The organism is Dietzia sp. DQ11-44 (assembly GCF_014145205.1).
GTDB classification, from domain to species: Bacteria; Actinomycetota; Actinomycetes; order Mycobacteriales; family Mycobacteriaceae; genus Dietzia; species Dietzia natronolimnaea.
In genome coordinates, this window is sequence record NZ_JAALEC010000043.1 from 1 (window position 1) to 18,433 (window position 18,433).

Here is an 18,433-nt window from a genome sequence, read left to right on the forward strand (position 1 = left end):
CTCCCAACAACAGCAACGCCACCGAGCGTTCGCGGCCCGGCCGGCGGCGCGCGAGCGACCACCAGAGCAGGCGGCGGCCGTCGCGATCGCACAGACCCCGGTGGGCCAGGCGCCGGTAGACCTCGTCCCGCACGGCGATGTCCAGCAGGACGCGTCCGATCCCGGCCAACTCGTCGTCGTCGAGTTCCTCCCCGTCCTCCAGGCGGCGTTCCGCGTCCTCGTGCGCCCTCACCGCGCGGTCCACCTCGAGGGCCCCCTCCAGCCGTGCGGGTCCCCGACCGTGCGGATCGTCGTCACACGCCCCGTGGTCCCGCACCTGGTACAGCCGCTCGATCTCTGCCCGCGAACCGGCCCGGACCCGCCCGTCGAACGCGTGGACCGCGGCGATCTCCGTCGAGTCCGGGTCGACCTGCGTTCCCCGGACCATCCCGAACAGATCGACCCACGGCGAGCCGTGTGCGAACTCGCCCACCCCGTAGGCGCCGACGACCTGCGTCCCGGCCAGCCCCAACCAGTACTCGAACGCCGCGGCGGCGTCCTCCGCGCGGAGACCGGCGGAGTGCCCGTCCGCACAGTCCTCGTGAACCACCACCAGGTGGACGTCGGTCACCCCCTCCCTCGAGCAGAACCGGGCCAGCCCACGAGCCGGACCGTCGTCGGCCACGACCGGTGACGGCTCACCCTCCCCGGAGCGGCAGTCCTCCGCACCGCCCCACCCGTCCGCACCGCCCCGCCCGTCCTCACCGTCCCGTCCGTCCGCACCGTCCCGTCCGTCTCCTTCCCCGGGTGGCGATCCGGGACCTCCGAGCAGGCCGTCGACATCCATCCTGACGACCGGCCCGGCGTGACCGTCCGCGGTCCGCCCGCATATCACCACCACCGATCCGGGCCCCGGCGGGAACCCCAACATCGACGGGATGGACGCGATGAGCTCCTCCGGAGAGGAGATCACCACCGTCCGAGGGTCGTCCACACCGTCGTCACCGATCCGTCCGTTCGCGGTCATCGTCGTCCACCTGTCTCGTCGTCTCGCGGCCGCTCCCCGGCCGAGGGCGGCCCGCGGGTGCCGGTGCACCGGATCAACTTTCTGACACTCCACCTGCGGTGTCCCGGAGGAAATCCGCGGGGGGCGACCCGCTGTGGAGCCCGCGGCACGGTGGGGAATCAACTGCGGCCCGCCGTCGTTGGCAAAGAGGAGAAACCCCGTCCCGGTGGGACGATCAGTTCGGACCGGACCGGACGGCTCGGGGTGTTGCGACGAGAGGAGTCGACATGGCCAGGCACAGCGATCTGTACCGACTGATCGAGCCCGTCCCCGATCTGCGATCGGAATCCGGACAGGGTCCGGTGCTCGTGCATGCGTTGGAGGGTTTCTCCGACGCCGGCCAGGCGATCCAGGGCGTCACGGAACACCTCAAGGAGAGCCTGGACTCCCAGTTGATCGTGGAGTTCGACGCGGATGAGCTGGTGGACTACCGCTCGCGTCGACCGCAGGTGCGGTACTCCTTCGACCACTTCGCCGGATACTCGGAGCCGACCATCCAGATGCACGCGGTCAAGGACGCAGGCGGGACCTTCTTCCTGCTGCTCTCCGGCCTGGAGCCGGACCTGAGGTGGGACGGGTTCACCGAATCCGTGATCGACCTCGCCGGGTCGTTCGGGGCCCGGATGTCGGTCGGTCTCGGCGCCATCCCCCTCGGGGTACCGCACACCCGCCCGACCCAGTCGAGTGCACACGCCAGCGACGTCGACCTCATCCGTGGCTTCACCGCGTGGCCCGGGGAGTTCTCCGTCCCGGGGAACGTGAGCGCGCTGCTGGAGCTCCGGATGGCCGAGCACGGCATCCCGTCCGCGGGCTTCACCGTCCACGTACCCCAGTACCTGTCCCAGACCGCCTACCCCGCGGCGGTCCTCAACCTCGTCGGCAACATCGCCCAGATCTCCCAGCTGGAGCTGCCGTCCGGTGAGCTCGAGACCGCCGCCCGGGACTTCACCGCACAGGTGACCGCCCAGATCGCCGACAGCCCGGAGATCCGGACCGCCGTGGAGCTGATGGAGAAGCAGTACGACGAGTTCATGGAGTCCCGCCACGGCTCCGACTCGCTCAACCCCGGCGGCACACCGCTGCCCTCCGGCGACGAGATCGGTGCCGAGTTCGAGCGGTTCCTCGCGGAGCAGACCGGCGACGACGAGCCCCGCGCCCGCTAGCACGGACGGACGGTCGCGGCCGGGCGACTAGGCTCGGTAGGGTGCAACTGCCCGAACTCCTCGCCGACCTCGACGACGTCCCCTCCGACCTCCTGGAGGAGGCGGTATTCGACGCCTTCGTGGCGTGGGCCGCCGACCAGGGCCTGACGCTCTATCCGGCGCAGGAGGAGGCGGTCCTCGAGGTGGCGGCGGGTAGCCATGTCGTCCTGGCCACGCCGACGGGGTCGGGCAAGTCGCTGGTCGCCCTGGGGGCGCACTTCTCCGCCATGGCCCGCGGGGTGCGGAGCTACTACACCGCGCCGATCAAGGCGCTCGTCAGCGAGAAGTTCTTCGCTCTGTGCGCGGTGTTCGGCGCCGAGAACGTCGGGATGCTCACCGGTGACGCCGCGGTCAACGCCGACGCACCGATCATCTGTGCCACCGCCGAGATCGTGGCCAACATCGCCCTCCGGGAGGGCGCCGCCGCGGACATCGGTCAGGTGGTGATGGACGAGTTCCACTACTACTCCGAGCCCGATCGGGGCTGGGCCTGGCAGGTCCCGCTCATCGAACTCCCCGACACGCAGTTCCTGCTGATGTCGGCGACGCTCGGCGACGTGGACTGGCTGATCGAGGATCTCCGTACCCGGACCGGACGGGAGTGCGCGCTGGTCGGGGGCACCGAGCGACCTGTCCCCCTGACGTTCGACTACGCACTGCGCAGTATCCACGAGTCGGTCGAACTCCTGCTCCGGGATGACAAGGCACCCGTCTACATCGTCCACTTCACCCAGGCCTCGGCCCTGGAACAGGCCCAGGCGCTGACCTCGGTGGCGGTGGCCACCAAGGAGCGCAAGGCCGCCATCGCCGAGGAGATCGGCGGATTCCGGTTCACGACCGCGTTCGGCCGGAACCTGCGCAAGCTGCTCATGCACGGAATCGGGGTCCACCACGCCGGCATGCTCCCGAAGTACCGCCGCCTCGTGGAACGGCTCGCCCAGGACGGGTTGCTCACCGTCATCTGTGGGACCGACACCCTCGGCGTCGGTATCAATGTCCCCATCCGGACCGTTCTGTTCACGGGGCTCACCAAGTTCGACGGACGCCGGCAACGTGTCCTCAAGGCCCGGGAGTTCCACCAGATCGCCGGCCGTGCGGGCCGAGCGGGGTTCGATACCGAGGGTCTGGTGGTGGTGCTGGCTCCCGAGCACGAGGTCGAGAACGCCAAGGCCGCGGCCAAGTCGGCCGCCAACCCCAAGAAGAAGGGCAAGTCGGCCAAGAAGAAGCCGCCGGAGGGGTTCGTCAACTGGTCCCGCTCGACGTTCGACAAACTCGTCGGCGCCCAGCCCGAGCAGCTCACCAGCCGCTTCGAGGTCAACAACGCGATGCTGCTCAACGTGATCTCGCGTCCGGGGAGCTGCTACGCCCACATGCGGCACCTCCTGCTGTCCTCGCACGAGACCCGGGCCCGGATCCGGCAGCACGTGCTGCGCTCGATCGAACTCTTCCGCGGGCTCGAGACCGCCGGCATCGTCGAGAGGATGGCGGAGCCGGACGACGACGGACGGCACGTCCGTCTGACGGTGGACCTCCAACGGGACTTCGCGCTCAACCAGCCCCTCGCCCCGTTCGCGATCGCCGCGATGGAGGTCCTCGACCCCGACTCCCCCACCCCGGTCCTGGATCTGGTCTCGGTGATCGAGTCCGTTCTCGACGACCCGCGCCCGATCCTCTACGCACAGCAGCGGGCCGCCCGCGGCGAGGCGATCGGGGCGCTCAAGGCAGAGGGGGTGGAGTACTCGGAACGGATGGAGCTGGTCGAGGACATCTCGTGGCCCACACCCCTCGGCGACCTCATCGCGGACGCCTACGACGCCTACCGGGCCGGGCACCCGTGGGTGGCGGGGGTCGAGCCCTCCCCGAAGTCGGTCGTCCGCGAGATGGTCGAGCGGGGGATGACCTTCTCCGATCTGGTCTCCGCGTACGGACTCAGCCGGTCGGAGGGTTCCGTCCTGCGCTACCTCACCGACGCCTACCGTGCGCTGCGGCAGACCGTTCCGGCCGACCTGCGGACCGACGAGTTCGACGACCTGGTCGAATGGCTCGGGGAACTCGTCCGCCAGGTCGACTCGAGCCTGCTGGACGAGTGGGAACTGCTCACCGACCCCGAGGTCTCCCCGGACCAGGTGGCCGAGCTCGCCTTCGGTCAGTCGAGCGGCACCACCCGGCCCGTCACCGCCAACTCGCGGGCGTTCCGGGTGATGGTCCGCAACGCGATGTTCCGCCGCGTGGAGCTCCTGTCGCGAGACGACATCGACACCTTGGTGCAACTCGACGCCGACGTCCCGCTCCATCCCGACTGGGACACCGAGATCGATGCGTACTGGGACGAGTACGACGCGATCGGAACCGGGCCCGCGGCGCGCGGACCCGCCCTCTTCTCCGTCACCGAATCGGGCGACGGGGTGGAGCCGGGGACCTGGAGGGTCCGGCAGGTGCTCGACGATCCGGAGAACGACCACGGCTGGGCCGTCGAGGGTGTCGTGGACCTCGGCGCCAGCGACGAGGCGGGCGAGGTCCGGTTCGCGTCGCTGACCCTCGCGGGGTGACGCAGCGGGGAGGCTGAACCGGGCCGCGGTTCCGGTGTCCGTACGATGACCGACGAACACCGATCCGACCCCTGGAGGACATCTGTGACCCCCCGCATCCTGTACAAGAGGCTCGCGCTCGCGGAGGTGATCACGTGGACGCTGCTGATCCTGGGCATGGTCGGCAAGTACGGGTTCGGTCTCGACTGGGCCACCACGGTCGGTGGCAGCATCCACGGTTTCGTGTTCCTGTGCTACACCGTGGCGACGATCGCGGTCTGGACGGACAAGCGCTGGTCGGCGGGGACCGGCCTGATGGGCCTGGCGTCCGCGGTCATCCCCTACGCCACCGTGCCGTTCGAGAGGTCCGTCGAGCGCCGCGGGCTGCTTGAGGGACACTGGCGGCTCGGGCCCGGAGGCGAACAGTCGCGCACCCTCGCCGAGCGCACGCTGGCCTTCGCGCTCCGGTCCCCGGTCGTCGCGCTGGTGGTGACCCTCATCGTGGTGGCCGTGGTCTTCTCGCTCCTCCTGGTGGCGGGCAAGCCCACCGAGTGGTTCTCGTGACCCTAGCCCGTGAGCCGGGACGCCGGGAGCTGAACAAGGCGGACAAGCAACGCCGGATACTGGCCGCCGCCCGCGACCTGTTCTTCCGCAACGGGTACTCGTCGGTCACCACCCAGGAGGTGGCCGATCAGGCGGAGGTCGGCACCGGGACACTGTTCAGGTACGCCCAGTCGAAGGGCGAGCTCCTGTGCATGGTGGCCAACGAGGAGTTCCGCGCCATGGTCGAGACCGTCCCGGATACCGGGGACCCCGTCGAGGATCTGGTCACACTGTGCGACCCCCTGTTCTCCGCCCTCGAGAACCAGCCGGAGAACATCGTCGCCTACCACCGCGAGACGGTCTTCGGGGAACCCGGCCCGCACCGGGCGGAGGCGCAGCGCATCCTCGGGGAACTCCGGGGCATCATCGGACTCGTGCTCGCCCGGCACTCCCCGCGGGCACCGGAGGCGGAGGACCTCGACGGTCCCGCCCAGACCGTCTTCGACGTCCTGTACATGAGCATCGTCCGTTCGGGGATCGACCGGTCGCCCGGTCGCGACCACCGAGCCGACCTCCGCGAGCACGTCGATCGTGTCCTGCACGGAGTGCTGGCACGTCGGGTGTCCTCCGACAGCACGTACTGACGGCGCCGTCCGGCCACCCCGACGAACCGTCCTCCACCGCGCCGGGTGAGACTTGTCCGCATGACCGAAGGCAACGACCCCACCGCCCGCCCGATCAAGGACGCGTCCACCGTGATGGTGATGCGGGACTCCGATCGCGGACCCGAGGTGTTCGTCGCACGCCGCGTCCGCGGGATGGCGTTCGCCGGCGGCATGACGGTGTTCCCGGGCGGGGGCGTGGACGCCTCGGACGACGATCCGGATGTCGCCTGGTCCGGCCCCGCGCCCGCGTGGTGGGCCGAGCGGTTCGACTGCGACGTGCCTCGAGCGCGCCGGTTGGTGTGCGCGGCGGCGCGGGAGACCTTCGAGGAATGTGGCGTCCTCCTCGCCGACCACCTCGACGGCTCCCCGGTCGCGGACGCCGGCCGGTACCACTCGAGCCGCGAGGAGCTCGAGAGCCACCGGCTGACCTTCAGCGCGTTCCTCGCCGACGAGGATCTCTCACTCGCGGCGGGCAGACTCCGCCCCTACGACCACTGGATCACGCCCTCGGTGGAATCGCGGAGGTACGACACGAGGTTCTTCCTCGCCGCGCTACCGGAGGGACAGGAACCGGATGACCTCACGACCGAGGTCGACCTGACCATGTGGGCCCGCCCCGTCGACCTCCTCGAGGACTTCCGTGCCGGCCGGTCCATGCTCCTCCCCCCGACGTGGACCCAACTCCGCGTCCTCGCCGGGTTCCCCGACGTCGCGGCAGCACTGGACTCCGAGCGCAGGATCGTTCCCGTCCAGCCGGAGGTCGTCGAGCACCGTGGCGGGGTGCGCGTGCGCTTCGACGGTTCGGACGAGTACTGGTCCGACTACCAGGCGGGCCGGCCGGAGGCGGGGAGCTGATCACTCCCACCGGACATCCCGAAGTACCGACGTGCTCGGCTGTGCGGTGGTTGACTGCCACTCATGCGGGATTTCGAGTTCGACGTGGACGCGTCGATCGCTGCCGGGTGGAACCGCTTCGCGACCCGCCTGGCCGGACTACTGCGTGACCTCGTCCCGGGAGCCACGTTCGACCTGGCCGTTCCCGTCCTCGGGTCGCCGTCCACCCGCACCCCGTACGTGCGTTTCACCGCCACCGGCGGCGGCAGCGTCCACGCGGAGGTCTCCGGCGGCGGGTCCGAGGATTCGCCGGAGCCGCTGGGGCCCGTCCGGCTCGACCAACTCATGGCCCTCGGTTGGGCGCTCCGGCGCCCGACCGACCAGGGTGCTCCGGGGGCGGACCTCACGTTCCCGGTAAACCGTGCACCCGAGGTGGCGCACCTGGTCGCCGGCACGATGGAGCGCGTCTTCGGGATCCCCCACCCGGTATTCCTCCATGACGTGTCCGATCCGGAGGACGCGACCGGGGCCGGTTCGGGTGAACCCGTGTCGGCGGACGCCGACTTCCGGTCGCAGCCCATCGCGACCCCGGACGAGGCGACCAGAGCACTACAGTCGGCTCTGTCGGAGGTCTACGAGCGTCGGGTCACACCCGACGAGCATGACGTGTTCACCGTTCCCGCCGGGTGTGTGCTGCTGTTCGTCCGTGCGCACCGCTCGCTCCCCCTCGTCGTGTTCCGGAGCCCACTCGTGTCCTCCGTGGAGGATCCCGCGGCCGCGGAGACCGAGGTCGCGATCCTCAACCGGGACTCGCTGTGGTGCAGGTACGTGTTCGACGGCCAGACGATCTCCGCCGAGGCGGAGTTCGTCGACCGGGTGTTCGTCCCGGTCAACTTCAAGATCCAGTTGGCCGAGATCTCCGCCGAACTCGACGACGTCTACTCGGACCTCGCGCACCGGGTCGCGGGCAGACGATGGCGTGACCTGCGCGCCTCCGATGACCACCGTCCCGGTGAGCAGTAGGATCTGAGACCGTGCCGGGACGGGCCCGGTGTGAGAACTCGCCCCAGGAGCGCCTACATGCGTCGCGCCGTCCTCGCTGCAGTGATCGTGACCGCGGCCGTCTCCACGTCGGGTTGTTCACCGGCCTCCCTGTTCGGCGATGACGACTCCGCGGGCGTCCCCGTCCCGACCGCCCAGCAGTCCGGACCCCTGCCCTCGTCGCAGCAGTTCGACAGGCCGTTCCCCGTGGCCGGAGAATCGTGGGACGCCACCGTGACCCTGTCCGACCTCCGCATCGTGCCCTCGACCACGTACTCGGACGCGGTCGTGGTGGTTGACGTCCGCGCGGTGCAGGCATCCGGTCAGCCGGAACTGGGCCCGGAGGACTTCTCGGCCTTCGACCCGTCGGGGCGACCGTTCGAGCGGATCGAGAACCCCGCGGGGACGGTCGAGGACCCACTCGTGCCCTCGGTTCTGAGCTTTCCCGGCGAGGAGATCCGGGGGATGGTCGCCTGGACGATGCCCCGAGGGAACCGTATCGGGCGCATCGACGTGACCGCCCCGAGGACGATCGGTTCGGTCACCGTGACCCGCCAGCCGGAAGACCCGACCGCCACCTAGGACTCAGGACGATCCCGTGCCCTCGAGATACGTCCATCGACCACCTCTGCGCTCGAACGCCGATCGCTCGCGCATGACACCGGGGCCCTCGGGCCCGACATACCGGGCCTCGAACTCGACGGTCCCGGTCCGGTCGGCGGGGCCACCGGCAACCACGTCGAGGATCGCGAGGCCGGTCCACTCGACGTCACCTGCCTCCACCCGGGCCGGCCGCGTCCGCGGGCTCCAGGTGCGCCAGAGGTGGTCCTCCCGACCCAGAACGAAGGCCGTGTACCGCGATCTCATCAGTTGCTCCGCGGTCTCGGCCGGGACACCATCCTCGACGAGCGGTCCGCAGCAGCGATCGAACGGGCGCCTGCTCTCGCAGGGACATGCGTTCACGTCGCCCTCCTCCGTCCACCCGCATCCGCGATCAGGCTACCCACACGACGACCGGTTATCCTCAAGCCCAGAGATGTCCAGCTTCCGTGCACTGCCCTTCCGGCCCCGGCGACAGCCCGATCCCGACGGCGTCCCCCTACGGGTCCGCTCGTGCCGCGACCTGTGCGAGTGGACGAGGACCCCCGTGGAGCGCCGCGGTGAGCCCATGTTCGCGTGCCGAGGGTGCGGATCCCAGTGGGTCCCGAGCGAGCACTGGACCCCGCGGGACAGCAACGGGGCGGTCCCCCCGGAGGTGTTGGAGATCGTCGCCGCCGAACCATGACCTCGCCGGCTGACCTCTAGGCTGAGACGATGACCACACCCCCTCGATTCCCCGGTCCCGCCGTGAGTTCCGCGACGGTCGACGCCGTCCTGCGCCGGGCGGCGGCCCGGTTCCCCGACCGCGTGGCACTCACCTTCGCCGAACGCCGGTGGACCTACGCGGCGCTGGACTCCGCGGTCGACCGGGTGGCCACGACCCTCGCCGGCCAGGGCCTCGAGAACGGCGCCCGGGTTGCCGGCTACGGGGTCAACTCCGATGCCTATCTCATCGGCTTCCTCGCCACCTCCCGCGCCGGGTTCACACACGTGCCCGTCAACTACGCCCTGACCGGCGGCGAACTCGAGTACCTGTTGACCGACTCGGGGGCGTCCCTGGTCCTGGTGGACCCGGCACAGGCCGCCACGTTGTCGGACGTACTCGAGACCATGCCGGGGCTGCGCTCCCTGCCGCTGCTGCCCCGTGAGGGGGAGACCGCGGACGGCACCGTTCTGGGTTCGGCGACGGACGACTCCCCGTGTACCCCGGTGCAGTCCCCCTCCACCGGCGACGATCTGGCCCAACTCCTCTACACCTCGGGGACGACCTCACGCCCCAAGGGCGCGATGATGACCCATTCCGCGCTCGTCCACGAGTACGTGAGCTGCATTCTCGCCCTGGACCTGACCGCGGACGACGAGCCGCTGGTGACCATGCCGCTCTACCACTCGGCCGCGATGCACGTGTTCGCGCTCCCCTACCTCTCCCTGGGGGCGACGGTGCACCTCATGGCCGCCCCGGACATCACCGAGATCCTCCGCCGGGTCGAGGTCGACAGGATCGGCTCGCTCTTCCTCGCGCCGACGGTGTGGGTGCCGTTGGCCTCACATCCGGACCTGGAGTCCCGGGACCTGTCGAGTCTGCGCAAGGCCCAGTACGGCGCCTCGATCATGCCGGTGACGGTGCTCCAGCGCCTGCGCGGCACGTATCCCGACCTCGGGTTCTACAACTGCTTCGGACAGTCGGAGATCGGCCCACTGGCCACCGTCCTGCGCCCGGAGGAGCATGACGCCCGCCCGGCGAGCGCCGGCCGACCGGTGTTCTTCGTGGACGCCCGCGTCGTCGACGAGACGGGCGCAGAGGTCGCGGACGGCGAGCGGGGCGAGGTGGTCTACCGGTCTCCGCAGTTGTGCACGGGTTACTGGAACAAGCCGGACGCCACCGCCGAGGCGTTCCGCGACGGGTGGTTCCACTCCGGCGACCTGGTGGTGCGCGACCCGGAGGGGTTCATCGAGGTCGTCGACCGCATCAAGGACGTCATCAACACCGGTGGTGTCCTCGTGGCGTCCCGGGAGGTCGAGGACGCGGTCTACCAGGATGAGCGCGTGGCGGAGGTGGCCGTGATCGGCACACCGGACGACAAGTGGATCGAGGCCGTCACCGCGATCGTGGTCCTCAGGGACGACGTCCACGCCACCGAATCCGAGATCATCGACGGCACCCGCGCCCATCTCGCGCCGTTCAAGGTGCCGAAGCGGGTCGTCTTCGTGGACGAACTGCCCCGGAACCAGTCGGGCAAGCTCCTCAAGCGGGAACTGCGCCAGTCCTGACACCGGGACCGTGCCCGACCCACCCGGGTCTCCGGCGTCAGCCGATCCTGTCCAGGACCTCCGCGGCCACCACCTCGGGGGCTTGTTCGGGGAGCCAGTGCCCCATGCCCGCCAGCGGGACGAAGCGGTACTCCCCCGCCATCCGGGAGGCGGTGGCCTCGGCACCGGAGCGCCCGATCGCTGGGTCGTCCTCCCCCCACAGATAGGTCGTGGGGACCGACACGTCGGGCAGGTCGTACCGCCGCATCGCGCGGTACCAGTTGAGCGCTCCCGTCAGCCCCGCCCGCGTGCCGACCACCTCGAGGTGCTTGGCGATGAGCTCGTCAGACACGTGCTCGTCGAACATCGCCCGCAGACGTCGGGCTCCGTCCTCGAGCAGGACGTCCTCGGCTTTCCCCTCCTGGCGGAAGAGGGCGAAGTAGGCCGATCGGGCCTGCTGGTCCGGGTCGGACTGCAGAGCCCACGCGAAGGCCGACAGGTGGGGGACGGACACCACCGTCAGGCTCGACACCCGCCCGGGGTGGTGGGCGGCGAGCCACCATGCGACCGATGCCCCCCAGTCGTGGCCGAGCACGTGCACCGTCTCCAGACCGAAATGGTCGACGATCGCCAGGGCGTCCGCGCTCAGGTGCTCGATCGCATAGGCCCCGACGTCGTCCGGGCGTGCACCGGCCGAGTACCCCCGCTGGGCCGGAGCGACGACCCTGAGTCCCTGCTGCGTCAGCACCCCGGCGACCGCCTCCCACTCCCACGGGGATTCCGGGAAGCCGTGCAACGCCAACACGGTCCCGCGCTCGGGCCCGGTGGTACGCCAGTCCAGTACGTCGAGGGTGCCGGCCGGGATGTCGACGGTCATGCTCTGCGGTTCCATGGAGCGGACACTATCTTCTCCGCTGGTTCACCGCGGGCGGCCGCCGCGCGGACTCTCCGCGGACGACCCCGACTGCGCGACCATCGAGCGCCGGTCATGCCAGTCGCGCACCACCCACATCTCGACCACGAGCGGGTCGACAGCGGCCTCGTCCGCCCACGCGGAGATCACGTCCAGATACCGCTGATACCGGCGTGGCGTCATGCGACCGAGCGAGTCGATCTCGGTCCATCCCGCGTGGACCAGCGTGGCGATCCCGGCCGAATCGACGGGAACGATGGTCTGGTCCGACCACGCCATTCCCAGGGACGACAGATAGAGCGAGGCGAGCGGGAACCCGAGATCGGGCACCCCCCTGCCAGCCCTGCCGTACGGCGCGCCGTTGCGGAGCAGGTTCATGGCCTCCGCCGGGGCGTCCAACCAGTCCGCCACCTCGTGCAGGACCAGGGGATATCCGTGAGGTGACACCGAGCGCCACGCGGAGCGGTCGCGCTCCGGTACACGGAAGTCCGGCAGACCCCTGCGGACGCCCGATCGCTGCGGGTGCCCGGCGAGCCAGGCCGCACACATGTAGAGCGCGACCACGGACTCCTCCAGGCTGCCCCGAGCCCTGCGGCCCGCTGCCCAGAGGTCACTCCTGCGGAGGTATCCGGACCCGGACTCGACCCGGCCGCCGTCGGGCCCACCGGCGACCAGCCGGAGGTCGACCCCTCGCTCCGCCAGCCTGAGGTTCCACAGGTCGAGGTCGACCTCCACGTATTCGTCCGCCACCAGCAGTGCCGGAGGCTGGGCGCGACACCACGTCAAGCACGAAGAGGGGAGATCTGGAACGGGACGGGAACCGGTCGTCGTCATGCCCGCACGGTGTCACGCGGGTACGACAACGCCGGCCCCCTGCGCCTCAGTCCTCGGCGAACGCGTCCAGCGGAGGGCAGGAACACACCAGATTGCGGTCGCCGTACGCGCCGTCGATCCGCCGCACCGCGGGCCAGACCTTGGGGCGCCACTCCGATCCCAGCGGGTAGCCCGCCAGGCTGCGCGGGTAGGCGTGCTCCCACTCGTCGGCGGAGACGCTCTCGGCGGTGTGGGGAGCCCCGCGCAGCGGATTGTCCTCCACGGTCCACTCTCCCGAGGCGACCCGGTCGATCTCGGCGCGGATCGCGGCCATCGCGTCACAGAAGGCATCCAGCTCGGCCAGGTCCTCACTCTCGGTGGGCTCCACCATGAGCGTGTTGGGCACCGGGAAGCTCATCGTGGGCGCGTGGAAACCGTAATCCGCCAGCCTCTTGGCCACGTCGTCGATCGAGATGCCGACCGAGTCGATGAGCGGCCGGAGGTCGAGGATGCACTCGTGCGCCACCCACCCGCCGTCCCCGGAGTACAGCACCGGGAAGTCCGGGCCGATCCGCCGGGCCAGGTAGTTGGCACTCGCGATCGCGGTGAGGGTGGCACGACGCAGCCCGTCCGCGCCCATCATGCGGACGTAGGCCCACGTGATGGGGAGGATCGAGGCGGATCCGAAGGCGGCGGCCGAGACCACCGCGCCCGAACCGAGACCCTCCTCGTAGGGGTGGCCGGGCAGGAACTCGCGCAGGTGCTCGGCCACCGCGACCGGGCCGACCCCGGGACCGCCACCACCGTGCGGGATGCAGAAGGTCTTGTGCAGGTTGAGGTGGCTCACGTCGCCACCGAACCGCCCCGGACGGGCGACACCCACGAGCGCGTTGAGGTTGGCCCCGTCGATGTAGACCTGTCCCCCGGCGTCGTGGACGATCGCGCAGATCTCCTCGATGTCGTGCTCGTACACCCCGTGGGTCGAGGGGTAGGTGATCATGATCGCCGACAGCTCGGCCGCGTGCCGGCCGACCTTCTCGCGGAGATCGTCGACGTCGACGTCCCCGTTGGGTCGACATCCGACGACGACGACCTTCATCCCCGCCATCACCGCGGACGCGGCGTTGGTCCCGTGAGCCGAGGACGGGATGAGGCACACCCTGCGATCCTCGTCGCCGCGGGAGCGGTGGTACTGCCGGATCGCCAGCAGGCCCGCGTACTCCCCCTGGCTGCCCGCGTTGGGCTGCAGACTCACCGCGGCGTAGCCGGTGATGTCGACGAGCCACTGCTCCACGTCGGCCACGAGCCGGCGGATCCCTCGGGTCTGCTCGACCGGTGCGAAGGGGTGGAGGCCCGCGAACTCGGGCCACGTGATGGGCTCCATCTCCGTGGTGGCGTTGAGCTTCATGGTGCAGGAACCCAGCGGGATCATGGTGCGGTCCAGCGCCAGGTCCTTGTCCGCGAGGGCGCGCAGGTACCGCAGCATCGCGGTCTCGGTCCGGTACCTGACGAACGCCTCGTGCTGGAGGAAGCGCGAGGTCCGGTCGCCGTAGGCGGGATCGACGAGGATCTCCAGCTGTCCGGCGTCCGCGATGTCGGCGACGTCACCGCCGAACGCCTCGAGGACGAGCGCGAGGTGGTCCCCGGTGGTGGCCTCGTCGCAGGAGACGGACACGTGGTCGTCGTCGACCCTCCACAGGTTCACCCCCCGCTCGGCGGCGGCGGCGAGCACCTCGGAGGCACGGCCGGGCACCCTGGCCAAGACGGTGTCGAAGAAGTCGGCGTGGACGACCTGGACACCCGCGGCGACGAGGCCGTCGGCCAGGACCGCGGCATGGGAATGCACGCGCCGGGCGATCGCCGCCAGGCCCTCCGCTCCGTGGTACGAGGCGTACATCGCGGCGACCACCGCGAGCAGGACCTGAGCGGTGCAGATGTTGGACGTGGCCTTGTCGCGGCGGATGTGCTGCTCGCGGGTCTGCAGCGCCAGCCGGTAGGCCGGCCGACCGTCGGCGTCCGTCGACACGCCCACGAGGCGGCCCGGGAGGTTGCGGGCGTGGGCGGTGCGACAGGAGAGGAAGCCGGCGTGGGGGCCACCGAAGCCCATCGGGACACCGAAGCGCTGGGACGAGCCGAAGCAGGCGTCCGCACCCTTGTCCCCGGCCGGGGTGAGGACGGTCGCGGCGAGCAGGTCGACGCCCGCCGCCACGAGGACTCCCCGGTCGTGGCACTGGTCGATCAGCCCGGCGACGTCGGCGACGCGGCCCGAGGCACCCGGCGTCTGCACGAGTGCTCCGAAGAAGTCGCCCTCCGGCAACCCGTCGTCGATCAGGTTCGCGGTGACGATCTCGATACCCAGCGGCTCGGCGCGGGTGGCGAGGATGGCGGCGGTCTGTCCGAAGACGTCAGTGTCGACCGCGAAGCGGGGGCTCTTCGAGGACCGGTTGGCCCTGCGGAGCATCGTCATGGCCTCGGCGGCCGCGGTCCCCTCGTCCAGCATCGAGGCGCCCGCCATGTCCATGCCGGTGAGGTCGGCGACCATGGTCTGGAAGTTGAGAAGAGCCTCGAGTCGGCCCTGGCTGATCTCCGGCTGGTAGGGGGTGTACCCCGTGTACCAGGCGGGGCTCTCGACGACGTTGCGGCGGATCACGGCCGGGGTGAGCGTGTCGTAGTACCCCTGCCCGATCATGGAGACCGCGACCTCGTTCCGGTCGGCGAGCACGCGCAGCGCGGCGAGCGTGTCGGACTCGGACAGGGGCTCGGGCAGCGCGTCGATGCCCGCTGCCCGGCCGTCGGGACCCACCTCGTCGAGGATGACCGACGGGAACGCGCGCTCGGCGAGCTCGTCGAGCGAGTCCACGCCGATGGTCCGCAGGATGTGGGCCAGGCCGTCGGCGTCGGGTCCCAGATGGCGGGCGACGAACTCGCCTCCGGTCCGGGCGGTGTGCGGGGTCGTCGTCACAGGTGCTCCTCGAAGGGCGGGGCCGCCCGGACGGGCGGCCTGCGGGCCGGTGCTACCCTCTCCGCTCTGTCCCCAACCGGCTGACGCCGGCGCCTGAGAGATTCACGGGGCCCACCTGTGGGCCGCGCTTTCCCCGTGGGCGGGTGGTCTGTTCCACCGCTCTCCAGAGGCGTTCGACGACTACACGGTCCGGGTGCCTGAGAGATTCTCGGAGAGGAGTTGCTCCTTCGGCGCCCGCGGTGGATACCGCGGGACTCTCCCGTGAGTCGCGTGAACGCACCGCCGAGTCTAGACGACTCCTCCGATCAGCCCGTACGCCGCGAGGCGCGGGCGCGGCGACGGGCCGCCAACTCGTCCTCGAGGGGCTCGATGACGTCCTCGGCGGAGACGGTCTCGGCGGGGAACTCGGAGATCGACCCGGCGAGCTCCCGCATCGCACCACCGATCCCGATACCGAAGACTCCCTGTCCGCCCTGGAGGAGGTCGAAGACCTCCTCCTTCGAGGTGCACTCGAACACCGTGCGACCGTCGGAGAAGAGGGTGATGGTGGCCAGGTCCTTCACTCCCCGGGAGCGGATCTGGTCCACGGCCTTCCGGATGTTCTGCAGCGAGATCCCGGTGTCCAGCAGTTGCTTGACGATCTTGAGGACGAGGATGTCCTTGAACGAGTACAGGCGCTGGCTGCCGGACCCGGCGGCGTTGCGGATCGACGGCACCACCAGATCGGTCCGGGCCCAGTAGTCGAGTTGCCGGTAGGTGATGCCGGCGATCTGGCAGGCGATCGGCACGCGGTATCCACTCGTGCCGTCCGGGATGCCGTCGTCGGGGAACAGTCCCGGTTGCACCTCGTCGAACGTGGCCTGGGTGGCCTCGACGTCGCCTCCGAAGAGACCCTCCGTGTGCGTACCGGTGGAGGACGACTCCGGATCCCGGGTGTGGTCGGCCACGATTGCTCCCTCAAGCTGTGGGGTGCCGCCGCTGTCGCGGGGACACGGTGCCGGACTCTGTCGAGTCCGGATCCTTGAACACGTGAACACCATCGGTGTAGTTCACTGGGAGCAACGCTAGGCCCGCGAGGGTCCGCGATCAATAGGACACGCGGTAAACCTCAACCTCAAGTTGAACTTGAGACCTGGCCGCGACCTGCGCACTGGTGCTGGAGTGGCTCCTGTGGAGACGGAAATACCTGGTCGCAGCGCTCAGGACGTGGGGCCGCCGGGCTCCTGCGGAGCGTCTCCACCACCGAGGAAGTCATCCGGGCTCACCTGGTCGAGGAACTCACGGAACGCCTCCACCTCCTCCTCGCCCTGCTCCACCAGCGAGATCCCGACCTCGTCGAGCACCTCACGGCTGACCAGGACCGGGGACGAGGTCCTCAGTGCCACGGCGACGGCGTCCGACGGCCGGGCTGAGACCCGCGTGCCCTCGAAGACGAGCTCCGCGATGAACGTCCCCTCGGACACCCCCACGATCTCCACCTGCTCGAGTGGATGGGCGAAGGTCTCGAGGAGCGTCGCCACGAGATCGTGGGTCAGTGGCCTGCCCGGCTGCACGCCCTGCTGCTGGAGACTGATCGCGGCGGCCTCGGACGCTCCGATCCAGATCGGGACGTACCGCCCCCCGTCCTTCTCGTGCAGGATCAGTACTGGTGCGTACTCCGGCTCCTCGAAACGGATGCCGACGACGTTCACCTCTCGCATGTTCTTTCCCATGTCCTCCGCCTCTCCCACGGGTCCAGCCTAGCTCCGATCCGTCCCGGGGCGCGTGCGTCAGGACTCCAGCGCGTGCCGGACGGCCACGGTGACGAGCGTGGAGTGCAGAGCGACCGACAGCGCGGCGATCTCCCGGGCCAACTCGGCGGCGCGATCCCGTGCATCCGCGTCGCCCTGCCGTGCCACCGGGCCGGCGATCTGGGTGATGAGGCCCGTCTGCCGGTCGGCGGCCGTCCGGAAGCCCCGCAGATGACGGACGTCCACGCCGTGGCCGGCGAGGTCGTGCGCCGTCCGCGCGACCAGGACCGCCTCCGGGTCGAAGAATCCGCCGGGGCCGGCCACGATGAGCCCGGCGTCCACGAGGGAACCGACGAGCTCCGCGTCCACCCCCGACTGCTCGACCACGTCCTCACGGGTGAGGCGCAGAACGGTGTCGCTGCGGAAATCGTCCGGGGTCGACCCCGGCACACCGTCCCCGCCGGGCCGCGGGAGCAGGGCGGTCGTGGACCCGTCCGCGATCGCGGAGTCGAGCGCCTCCAACTCCTCACGGATCACCTTGAGGGGCAGATACCGGTCGCGCTGCGCCGTGAGGACATAGCGCAACCGTTCACGATCCCCGACGCTGAACCGGCGGTACCCGCTGGCGGTCCGCTCGGGGGTGACCAGTCCTTCGTTCTCGAGGAACCGGACCTTCGACACCGTGAGGTCCGGGAACTCCGGACTCAGGAGTGCGATGACGCCGCCGATGGAGAGGTGTCCCTCCTCGGTGGCGCCGTGTCCGGCGGCTGTCACTGCCCGGGCGTACCCGTCAGGAAGACGAGGCGGAACTTGCCGATCTGGACCTCGTCGCCGTTCGACAACGAGGCGTAGTCCACGGGTTCGCGGTTGACGTACGTCCCGTTCAGGGATCCGACGTCGACGACGTTGAACGTACCGCCCTCGCTCCGGAACTCCGCGTGGCGACGACTCACCGTGACGTCATCGAGGAAGATGTCGCTGTCCGGATGGCGGCCGGCCGACGTGGTGGCCTGGTCCAGGAGGAAACGGGAGCCCGCGTTGGGCCCTCGCTTGACCACCAGGAGCGCCTGCCCCTCGGGCAGTCCCTCGACACCGGTGACGGCGGGCTCGGACTGAGCCGCCTGCTGATCGGACTCGTTGAGAAGCTCCGCGCGGAACACCGAGGTGGTCTCGGCGGTCGCCTCGGGCATGTTCTTGTTCTCGGTCACGTTCGTCTCTCCTCGTCCGAGCCCGGGCGTGGGGCTCACCATGCGGTGCCTGCGATTCTATGTCGGACCGTCCGGCCGCGGGGCCGGGGGCGGTCCCTA

18 protein-coding genes and 1 riboswitch are annotated in these 18,433 nt (G+C 70.2%); of the genes, 9 read left to right on the forward strand and 9 right to left on the reverse strand.

The genetic code is table 11. From position 1 onward, the window contains the following. The coding region (locus G6018_RS01295; protein WP_182638526.1) for a DUF4192 family protein at positions 1-1,006 on the reverse strand (1,006 nt) is incomplete at its 3' end. A gap of 266 nt (positions 1,007-1,272) precedes the next feature. Here G6018_RS01295 and G6018_RS01300 point away from each other — a divergent pair. The 7 genes from G6018_RS01300 to G6018_RS01330 all read left to right on the forward strand — a co-directional run bounded on the left by G6018_RS01300 (position 1,273) and on the right by G6018_RS01330 (position 8,440). After that, positions 1,273-2,208, forward strand: coding sequence for a PAC2 family protein (locus G6018_RS01300; protein ID WP_179525203.1), 936 nt, complete (start codon positions 1,273-1,275; stop codon positions 2,206-2,208). A gap of 41 nt (positions 2,209-2,249) precedes the next feature. Then, a complete protein-coding gene (locus G6018_RS01305; RefSeq protein WP_182609307.1) occupies positions 2,250-4,796 on the forward strand; it encodes a DEAD/DEAH box helicase in 2,547 nt (848 codons plus the stop codon). An 84-nt stretch (positions 4,797-4,880) separates the two neighbouring features. Continuing rightward, entirely contained in the window at positions 4,881-5,339 is a 459-nt protein-coding gene (locus tag G6018_RS01310) for a DUF3817 domain-containing protein (protein WP_179525201.1), read from the forward strand. Next, positions 5,336-5,962 (forward strand): TetR/AcrR family transcriptional regulator, encoded by a 627-nt coding sequence (locus tag G6018_RS01315; RefSeq protein WP_179525200.1) that lies wholly within the window; start codon positions 5,336-5,338, stop codon positions 5,960-5,962. Before G6018_RS01310 ends, G6018_RS01315 begins: the two co-directional genes overlap by 4 nt. Positions 5,963-6,022: 60 nt before the next feature. Beyond that, positions 6,023-6,838 (forward strand): NUDIX hydrolase, encoded by an 816-nt coding sequence (locus G6018_RS01320; RefSeq protein WP_182616409.1) that lies wholly within the window; start codon positions 6,023-6,025, stop codon positions 6,836-6,838. A gap of 63 nt (positions 6,839-6,901) precedes the next feature. Continuing rightward, positions 6,902-7,840, forward strand: coding sequence for a hypothetical protein (locus G6018_RS01325; RefSeq protein ID WP_179525198.1), 939 nt, complete (start codon positions 6,902-6,904; stop codon positions 7,838-7,840). A gap of 57 nt (positions 7,841-7,897) precedes the next feature. Beyond that, positions 7,898-8,440 (forward strand): hypothetical protein, encoded by a 543-nt coding sequence (locus tag G6018_RS01330; RefSeq protein WP_095719006.1) that lies wholly within the window; start codon positions 7,898-7,900, stop codon positions 8,438-8,440. 3 nt (positions 8,441-8,443) lie between these two features. Here G6018_RS01330 and G6018_RS01335 read toward each other — a convergent pair whose 3' ends face one another. Next, positions 8,444-8,821 carry a YchJ family metal-binding protein gene (locus tag G6018_RS01335; RefSeq protein WP_179525197.1) on the reverse strand — a complete coding sequence of 126 codons (378 nt, stop codon included), beginning with the start codon at positions 8,819-8,821 and terminating at the stop codon, positions 8,444-8,446. A 73-nt stretch (positions 8,822-8,894) separates the two neighbouring features. Here G6018_RS01335 and G6018_RS01340 point away from each other — a divergent pair, with 73 nt between their 5' ends. Then, entirely contained in the window at positions 8,895-9,143 is a 249-nt protein-coding gene (locus G6018_RS01340) for a hypothetical protein (protein WP_179525196.1), read from the forward strand. Between the two features lie 29 nt (positions 9,144-9,172). Beyond that, on the forward strand, positions 9,173-10,729 hold the full coding sequence (locus G6018_RS01345) for a fatty acyl-CoA synthetase (RefSeq protein WP_182609309.1): 1,557 nt from the start codon (positions 9,173-9,175) through the stop codon (positions 10,727-10,729). A gap of 37 nt (positions 10,730-10,766) precedes the next feature. Here G6018_RS01345 and G6018_RS01350 read toward each other — a convergent pair whose 3' ends face one another. From G6018_RS01350 to G6018_RS01380, 7 genes are all read right to left on the reverse strand, one after another. Further along, positions 10,767-11,600, reverse strand: a complete 834-nt coding sequence (locus tag G6018_RS01350) for an alpha/beta hydrolase (protein ID WP_182609310.1) — start codon at positions 11,598-11,600, stop codon at positions 10,767-10,769. A 27-nt stretch (positions 11,601-11,627) separates the two neighbouring features. Next, entirely contained in the window at positions 11,628-12,371 is a 744-nt protein-coding gene (locus tag G6018_RS01355; protein WP_347237760.1) for a hypothetical protein, read from the reverse strand. A gap of 130 nt (positions 12,372-12,501) precedes the next feature. After that, positions 12,502-15,396 carry an aminomethyl-transferring glycine dehydrogenase gene (gcvP, locus tag G6018_RS01360; RefSeq protein WP_095719000.1) on the reverse strand — a complete coding sequence of 965 codons (2,895 nt, stop codon included), beginning with the start codon at positions 15,394-15,396 and terminating at the stop codon, positions 12,502-12,504. 175 nt (positions 15,397-15,571) lie between these two features. Beyond that, positions 15,572-15,668: riboswitch (glycine riboswitch) on the reverse strand. A 33-nt stretch (positions 15,669-15,701) separates the two neighbouring features. Further along, entirely contained in the window at positions 15,702-16,343 is a 642-nt protein-coding gene (locus G6018_RS01365) for a MerR family transcriptional regulator (RefSeq protein ID WP_095718999.1), read from the reverse strand. Positions 16,344-16,595: 252 nt separating this feature from the next. Then, positions 16,596-17,096 (reverse strand): bifunctional nuclease family protein, encoded by a 501-nt coding sequence (locus G6018_RS01370; RefSeq protein ID WP_095719041.1) that lies wholly within the window; start codon positions 17,094-17,096, stop codon positions 16,596-16,598. Between the two features lie 69 nt (positions 17,097-17,165). Next, positions 17,166-17,900 carry a MerR family transcriptional regulator gene (locus G6018_RS01375; protein WP_095718998.1) on the reverse strand — a complete coding sequence of 245 codons (735 nt, stop codon included), beginning with the start codon at positions 17,898-17,900 and terminating at the stop codon, positions 17,166-17,168. Then, a complete protein-coding gene (locus G6018_RS01380) occupies positions 17,897-18,316 on the reverse strand; it encodes an FHA domain-containing protein (RefSeq protein ID WP_182609318.1) in 420 nt (139 codons plus the stop codon). The genes G6018_RS01375 and G6018_RS01380 overlap by 4 nt, the downstream gene beginning before the upstream one ends. Between the last annotated feature and the right edge of the window lie 117 nt (positions 18,317-18,433).